Source organism: Palaeococcus sp. (in: euryarchaeotes), from assembly GCF_053987695.1.
Window position 1 is genome coordinate 1 of record NZ_JBMXHE010000063.1, and the last position, 7,338, is coordinate 7,338.

Genomic DNA, 7,338 nt, shown 5'->3' on the forward strand with positions numbered 1-7,338 from the left:
TCCTTTTGAATATATCCGCGCTCAATGGCCCTCATCATTCCGCCCATGGCTTCAATCTTCTCGATGTACTTCATGGCTTCCTCTTCGATGTGGTCGGTGAGCCACTCGATGTAGTATGAGCCTCCAAGTGGGTCGATTGTGTCAACAACGCCGCTCTCGTAGGCTATGATTTGTTGTGTCCTAAGGGCTATCCTAACGCTCTTCTCCGTTGGGAGTGAAAGAGCTTCATCATAGCTGTTTGTGTGTAATGATTGAGTTCCACCCAAAACAGCAGCCAAAGCTTGGATGGCAACCCTAACTATGTTGTTCTCCGGCTGTTGGGCCGTCAAGGTGGAGCCTCCCGTTTGAGTGTGGAATCTTAAGAGCATTGATTTTGGATTCTTGGCATTGAATTTCTCCTTCATTATCTTTGCCCATAATCTCCTTGCGGCCCTGAACTTGGCAATCTCCTCAAGGAAGTTGTTGTGAGCGTTGAAGAAGAAGCTCAACCTTGGAGCGAACTTGTCAACGTCCATACCTCTCGCGATGACAGCTTTGACGTATTCAATACCGTCTGCTAATGTGAACGCTACCTCCTGGACCGCATTTGCACCGGCTTCCCTGATGTGGTAACCACTTATTGAGATTGGGTTCCATTTTGGAACGTTCTCGGCACAGTACATAATAACATCGGTGGCCAAACGCATTGACGGCTTTGGCGGGAAGATGTAAGTTCCCCTCGCGATGTACTCTTTGAGGAGATCGTTTTGGACTGTACCTCTGAGGATGTTTTGGGGAACACCCTGCTTTTGGGCGACCAATATGTACATGGCTAAGAGGTTTGCCGCTGTGGCGTTAATTGTCATCGAAGTTGAGACCTTATCTAAAGGAATTCCATCGAAAAGAATTTCCATATCCCATAAAGAGTCTATCGCAACACCAACTTTACCCACTTCTCCCTCAGACATTGGGTGGTCGCTATCATAACCGATTTGTGTGGGCAAGTCAAAAGCAACGCTCAATCCTGTTTGCCCCTGGGAGAGGAGGTATTTATACCTTTTATTGCTCTCTTCGGCGGTTCCAAATCCTGCATACTGCCTCATCGTCCAGAATCTTCCTCTATACATTGTCGGGTAAACGCCCCTCGTGAAGGGATATTGACCAGGGAAGTTGAGCTTTTCTAAGTAGTCCCATTCTCCCAAATCCGCGGGGGTGTAAGTCCTTTTAATCTCAAAGCCGTCATCTGTCATGAATTTTTCCCTTCTCTCGGGTCTCTTAGCGATGAGCGGTTTTACAGCTTTTTCTTCCCATTCCTTCTCAGCCTTCTTAATTTCCTCCACCTTCTCTTTCTCAAAAGTCATGAACACCACCTTAAGCTATTATGCTCCAAGCCTATAAAAACCTTTTACATTGGGAAAAATGGGGCTTGGTATTGGATAATTTGTCCAGCCCTAGAGATGGAAGCTCATCCTAACTTCTTCTCAAGCCATATGACCCCGATTAAAAGAGCCAGAAGACCGAGAACAGCCAGATAAATGACTCTTGAGCTCAGTTCTCTAACTCCAAGTTCTCCTCCCTTCACATTAAATTTCATCGTGACATTTCCCTCTCCGATAATGGCGACCGCTATGAAGTCTTCGTAGCTCCTTATTTCTAAGGCTCCCTGAATTTCCTCTCCACGGCCTTTAAAAGCCCCTTTAAAGTTTGTTGAGAGTGGATCAAAGTCCTCTTTTTCTCTGTTGAGGGTAAAGTAGTATGCCCTGACCTCAACATCCCTGCTGGAGCTCACGGAAATTTCGAGAGTCTTACCCCTCAGAGAGCTCGCGTTTATTATGAATGTTCTCAATCCCTCTCCGAACTCCTTTCTCTTGACTTCAAATGTGATGTTTTTGGGAACTTCGAGGTAATCGGCCACGAGGAGGATTGAGTTGAAGTAGCCCCCTCCTTCTATCATGAGCATGAATTTGCTCTGATTGAATATCACATAGTCACTCCTCCCCTTCCCCTGTGTGGATGAGGCTATTATTTTCCCCGAAGTATCCAGAAGATGTATCCTCAAATCTTTGCCCTGTCGTATGTAGTTACCATAGATTATGGCGATTTTCTCCCCTTTCGCCGGCTCAAACACAAAGGGAGGGGTTATATCCTTTCCAACAACCTTGTAAGGCAAGCCAAGGTGATGATATTCACTTGTATAGTTCATTTTAGCGAGCCAGTTATCACCATAGACAGGCAGAATTCCAATTCCACTAACTTCAAGCTCCAGGGGGATTTTAATTCCGTTGATGGTGACATTAAAGTTAAATGGCTTATTTAGGGTAAATCCCTGCGGTAAATTGGGGAGCTGAAGAAGGAGAACCACTTGGGTGCTCTTGACCACATTCAGCTGCTTGACCTCCGCCTCGTTATAATAGAACGATGCCCTTATGGACTCGGGAAGTCCCTCCACACCAAGCTTAACATTTCCGTTCCCGTTTATGAGTAGTGTGTAGCTCGTCTTTCCCCCCAAAATGCCCTTTGCATAGGAATTGAGAGCTTTGACATCCCAACCCGTTTTTAAAGATACTGGAAACGTGGATGAGTATGTCCCCGAACTGATGGCTATGGTTAGGAATTCCGCATCCTCGGGGACTTCAAACTCAACGAGACCTTCTTTATCCGGATCTATCTCAATGCTCCTGTAGTAGGGCTCCCCCACTATGAAGGAATTTTGATAAACACTCACCTTCCCGACAAATTTTCCCTTACCCTCATTTTTGAGCCATATTCTAAGCTTATCCTTCTCCTTTTCCACTTTCACGAGCGAGATCACAGGGGTTTCAAAGTAAAAGCTCTCCTGTTTGATAACTCCATAGTCAATTACAAGGGCCCCCTGATTTATATTACTCTCGAAGGAAACTTCTTTTTCCTCTCCTCTTTCAAGTGTTATCTCCTTTTTCTCCACGGTTAATCCATTGAAGAGGAGCTTTAAAGTAACATTAGCTGGATCACCGTGATTCTTAAGCTTGACGTGAATTCTATCATCCTTCCAGAGGTTCTCTAGTGAAATGAGCTCTTCGAAGGATTCTATTGTAACGGTCTTGGATATTTTGTTCTCCTCAGCGGTTACATTTATCTGGTTGGAGGGTACCTTTACTTTTAAAGTGATGCTTTCTCCCCTTTTCAGAAAAATCGGGTGTTCTTCTACGGGCAGTCCTTGGGAGGAGATGATCAAAGTATCATTGAGATCGTAGTATCCTGTGTTGATGATCCTGAGCTTTACATAGGCATCAAAAGCCTCCAGGATCTCAACTTTAAAGTCCTTCTTTTTTAAGACCTCTGTTTTTGAATAGTTTCCGCTTAGATGCAGCGTTAAAATCATTTTCTGGGGATCCAATCGACCCACTGTATAGTTAACCCCGTTCACATAAAGGCTCTCTCCAAAGGTTAAACCCTTTAAAACACTCCCATTGGGAGTCTCCACCATTAAAAGAACCAAATTCGGATTATTCTGGGCCACATCGAAGCTTACTCTGCTGTTGTCCACTATGAGAACCTCATCCATTCCCAGGTCTATGGATAGGGCAAATACATTTCCGGCAAAGAGGAGCAGGATGAAGGGAATAATCACCTTTTTCATGTTCATCCCTCATACTCCTTTCTGTAGAGTGCCAAAAGTGTGAGAACAAGGCTCATCAGGATAACACTCAAAAAAAAGAGGGCGCTCATATTGGGATCTCCTTTGTAGCTATCTAGCCCGGTATGAAGGGTAAAGCCCTTTTTTAAAAGAACTCCTATCTGATAGCTCAAATTAAAGCGCTCAGGGTCGTCAAAGAATGGCAGCTGCGGGAGTATGAACTGTGCTGCAAAGACCAATCCAAAGCTCGCCAAGGAGGCATAGAGAGGTCTGGATAATATGACGGAGAGAAGCATTGAAAATGCTCCCAAACTTCCCAGTACAAGTATCGTGATGCCGGTGGCAAAGAGGAGATCATCAAATGTTGCCCTAACTCCCTCAAAGCCTGATTTGTAGAGGAGAACCATGTAAATCTGCATGATTAGATAGGGGATTCCAAATATAATCACCATTGCCGTGACCCCTGAAAAGAACTTACCGATGACTATTTCGCTTTTCTTTATCGGCTTCGTGAGAAGGATCCTTATGGTGCCCCTGTCTATCTCGCTTGCCAGCAGATCGCTCATTATTATGATAACTACAAGCTGACCTATCACACTAGCCCAGAAGTTTATCAGGAACTGGGAGACGTTTATCTGGAAGGAAATTTCCAAAGCTTTTGCGCTGTATTCGGTTATTTCCTCGTGGGTGAAGAAGTAAACTATAACGGGAAGAAGCATTAGAGCTAGCATGACTTTAAGCCTGCGGGACTTCAGAAGCCTGTAAACCTCATTTAGGTAAAGAACGCTAATCACTCTCCTCACCTATGTTAAACTTTTCCATGAGGATTCTCTCAAGGGGACTCGTGTGGGGTCTAAAGAGCTTTAAGCGAATGCCCTGGGAGCTCAGATACTTCGGAAACTGCAGGAAAAATTCATCCAGGAATCTTGGATCTACCTGAACCCTCAACATTCCATCCTCCTCCCAGGATTCCCGGACATAAGGCTTTTCCCTCAGGAATTTGAGTGCCCCTACATTATCCGACGTCGCAACATCGTATTCATTCTCCTCTATCCTAGTGAGCTCGCTTATTCTACCTTGAGCTATCAGGCGCCCCTGATTGATTAGACCAACGTAGTTGCACATCTTCTCAACCTCACTGACTATGTGGGAGCTCACAAAAATTGTCTTCCCCTCCTTTGCGAGGGATATAATTTTGCCTATGAATTCAATTCTCCCGAGGGGGTCGAGATTTGCCGTAGGCTCATCAAGTATTAGGAGCTCAGGGTTTCCAATTAAAGCGGATGCAAAGGCAACCCTCTGCTTCTGTCCCGAGGAAAGCTCCTTTATTTTATTTAAAGCCAGCCTGCCAACTCCAACATATTTCATTAGCTCCTTTGCCTGCTCCCTTGTCTCCTCTTTCCCAAGTCCGGAGAGCCTCCCCATATAAGTCAAGAACTCAAAAATCGTCATATCTTCGTATGCTATAGGAACTTCGGGCATGTATCCAACACTCTTCATGATTTCAACCCTTTCCCGGGGCATTTCCATCTCAAAGATTTTTATCTCTCCATAGGTTGGTCTCAATGCAGCTGTGAGCATTTTTATTGTGGTGGTTTTACCGGCTCCATTGGGTCCGAGAAAGCCGTAGACAACTCCTTTTGGGACATTCAAATTGAGATGATAAACTATGTTTCTCTTTCCGAAGAATTTGGTGAGGTCTTTGGTTTTTATGACATGAACCATACTCGACACCATCATCCCAGTCAAAATCTTTATCTTAGCATATAGATGTTAGTCTGAAAGCTTTAAATATGTTTCCCAAATGTTTGAAGTAATTAAAAGTGCCTGAAGCGTGCAAAAGAGCACTCCAAGCTCATCGAGGACGTTGCAGTTAAGATAAAGAAATTGTGTATCATCAACGACTTATCATGGGTTCAAAAGTTGGCATGATAACACCATTCATAGTTCCTTTCTCTTTTGTTATCATGATAACCAATATGTTACTTTTACGTCATCATAATAACGGAGGAACAAGATGGTGAACCTCGACGAACTCAAAGCCAACGCCCAAGAATACCTTGAAGACGCAGACTATCTTTTCTCCAAAGGGCACTATAACTCAGCCCTAAACCTCTACTTCAAAGCCCCTGTGGCAATCTGCGACTACATAACCCTCCGCGATACCGGAAAACTGTCCCGAAACCACACCGAGCGCTTTAGAATCCTCCAAACCAAATATCAGGAAATCTACGACATCATGGACTTTCACTTCAACAACTACCGCAAAACCTACCTCATGAGGGCAACAAAAGAATGGGTGGAGGTGCTGAAAAATGACATCCACAACCTCTATTCCAGGCTCTGAACCCTTTCCTTTTTCTATATCTATTAAAAATCTCAAAGAGATCGTGGAAGAATTTATAGGGCAACACAGCGAGGTCTTTGATGTAATCCTATACGGCTTAACAGTCCTCGGGAAGGAAAAGCCGAACGACCTCGATCTCATGATACTCACCCGAGAGAAACTACCGGCACTAAAGCTCAGAAACCTAATACTCGAACTAAAGGAGAAACTCTCTCGGATATTCCCTCGCAAAAGGCTTGACATCAGGGCCATGAGTCTTGGGGAACTCTTCGACCCCAACAATCTCGCAAGCTTAGGCATAATCGTGGAAGGATATTCACTTATGAAGGAAAAGCCCCTAGCAGAGCTGACGAACGGGAAGGCTTACGCACTCTTTAGGTTCACCCTAGAAAGCCTTGAGCGTAAAGACCGCGTAAGGTTTCAATACGCCCTAAAAGGCAGAGACATGAGAAGCGGGCTCCTAAAAGAGCTCAATGGAGAGCAGTGGGGCGCATGGGTTGTGGTAGTACCAATCCACCATACTTACCGCTTCAAGGAATTCCTTGAGCTGTGGAACGTGAAATACGAGGCTTTTACTATACTGAAAGGCGCGGATATATTTTACAAGTTTTGAAGCATACTGTTAGGATAACTGGGGCATCACCTTTTTTACTGCGAAGAATTTCAGCTGATCCACGAGTTTTTGAACTTTTTGCTTAGCAAAAGTTTCCGATGGTGGGCCCGCGGGGCTTTGAACCCCGGACCTCCACCTCGTAAGGGTGGCGTCATAACCAGTCTAGACCACGGGCCCGCCCAAGGGTTCTAGTGGACAAGGCATTTATAATATTTTCGATGATATTTCCGAACGGCTCTGGGAAGTGACGCTTTGGATGCTTATGATAAAAAAGAAAAATCAGACCAGCTTTCTCTCCTTTAAAACCCTCTCCATTCTGTTCATGGCTTCTTCGAGCTTTTCGTAAGCTGTGGCGTAGCTTATTCTCACGTAACCTTCTCCGGCTTTTCCGAAAGCATTACCTGGAACCATAACAACTTTTGCCTTTCTAATCATTAACTCGCTGAATTCTTTGCTTGTTAAACCCGTGTCCTTGACGCGTGGGAAAATGTAAAAAGCTCCTTTTGGTTTAATCGTGGGAAGCCCTATCTCATTCAAGCGCTTCCAAACAAGATTCCTCCTCCGATCATACTCTTTACGCATTTCTTCAACTGCCTTCCAGCTCCTCTCATCCTTTAAAGCTTTAGCCGCCGCATACTGAACAAACGTTACAGGGCACGTGACATTGTACATTTGAAAACGAGTCATCCTCTCAATTACCCATTCTGGTGCCGCAACAAAACCCAAACGCCAGCCAGTCATTGCAAAAGTTTTTGAAAAACCGTTTATTGTTATCACCCTATC

7 protein-coding genes and 1 tRNA gene are annotated in these 7,338 nt (G+C 44.7%); 2 read left to right on the forward strand and 6 right to left on the reverse strand.

Annotation, left to right across the window (positions count from 1 at the left end; all coding sequences use genetic code 11):
* From ACXJGZ_RS05490 to ACXJGZ_RS05505, 4 genes are all read right to left on the reverse strand, one after another.
* Window positions 1-1,340 (reverse strand): acyl-CoA mutase large subunit family protein (locus tag ACXJGZ_RS05490; protein WP_456398520.1); only part of this gene is annotated, 1,340 nt, incomplete at its 3' end.
* Between the two features lie 104 nt (window positions 1,341-1,444).
* Window positions 1,445-3,598 carry a COG1470 family protein gene (locus ACXJGZ_RS05495; RefSeq protein WP_456398510.1) on the reverse strand — a complete coding sequence of 718 codons (2,154 nt, stop codon included), beginning with the start codon at window positions 3,596-3,598 and terminating at the stop codon, window positions 1,445-1,447.
* 2 nt (window positions 3,599-3,600) lie between these two features.
* Window positions 3,601-4,398 carry an ABC transporter permease gene (locus ACXJGZ_RS05500; RefSeq protein WP_456398512.1) on the reverse strand — a complete coding sequence of 266 codons (798 nt, stop codon included), beginning with the start codon at window positions 4,396-4,398 and terminating at the stop codon, window positions 3,601-3,603.
* On the reverse strand, window positions 4,382-5,320 hold the full coding sequence (locus ACXJGZ_RS05505) for an ABC transporter ATP-binding protein (RefSeq protein WP_366515045.1): 939 nt from the start codon (window positions 5,318-5,320) through the stop codon (window positions 4,382-4,384). Before ACXJGZ_RS05505 ends, ACXJGZ_RS05500 begins: the two co-directional genes overlap by 17 nt.
* A 292-nt stretch (window positions 5,321-5,612) precedes the next feature.
* Here ACXJGZ_RS05505 and ACXJGZ_RS05510 point away from each other — a divergent pair, with 292 nt between their 5' ends.
* Together ACXJGZ_RS05510 and ACXJGZ_RS05515 are read left to right on the forward strand one after the other, a co-directional pair.
* A complete protein-coding gene (locus ACXJGZ_RS05510) occupies window positions 5,613-5,942 on the forward strand; it encodes a hypothetical protein (protein WP_456398514.1) in 330 nt (109 codons plus the stop codon).
* Entirely contained in the window at window positions 5,911-6,555 is a 645-nt protein-coding gene (locus ACXJGZ_RS05515; protein ID WP_456398516.1) for a nucleotidyltransferase domain-containing protein, read from the forward strand. The genes ACXJGZ_RS05510 and ACXJGZ_RS05515 overlap by 32 nt, the downstream gene beginning before the upstream one ends.
* Before the next feature lie 99 nt (window positions 6,556-6,654).
* On the opposite strand, the gene ACXJGZ_RS05520 is transcribed toward ACXJGZ_RS05515, so the two are convergent.
* Both ACXJGZ_RS05520 and ACXJGZ_RS05525 read right to left on the reverse strand, forming a co-directional pair.
* Window positions 6,655-6,732: transfer RNA gene (locus ACXJGZ_RS05520), tRNA-Val, on the reverse strand.
* Between the two features lie 102 nt (window positions 6,733-6,834).
* Window positions 6,835-7,338, reverse strand: a 504-nt coding sequence (locus ACXJGZ_RS05525) for an aminotransferase class I/II-fold pyridoxal phosphate-dependent enzyme (protein WP_456398518.1), incomplete at its 5' end; no start/stop codon positions are given.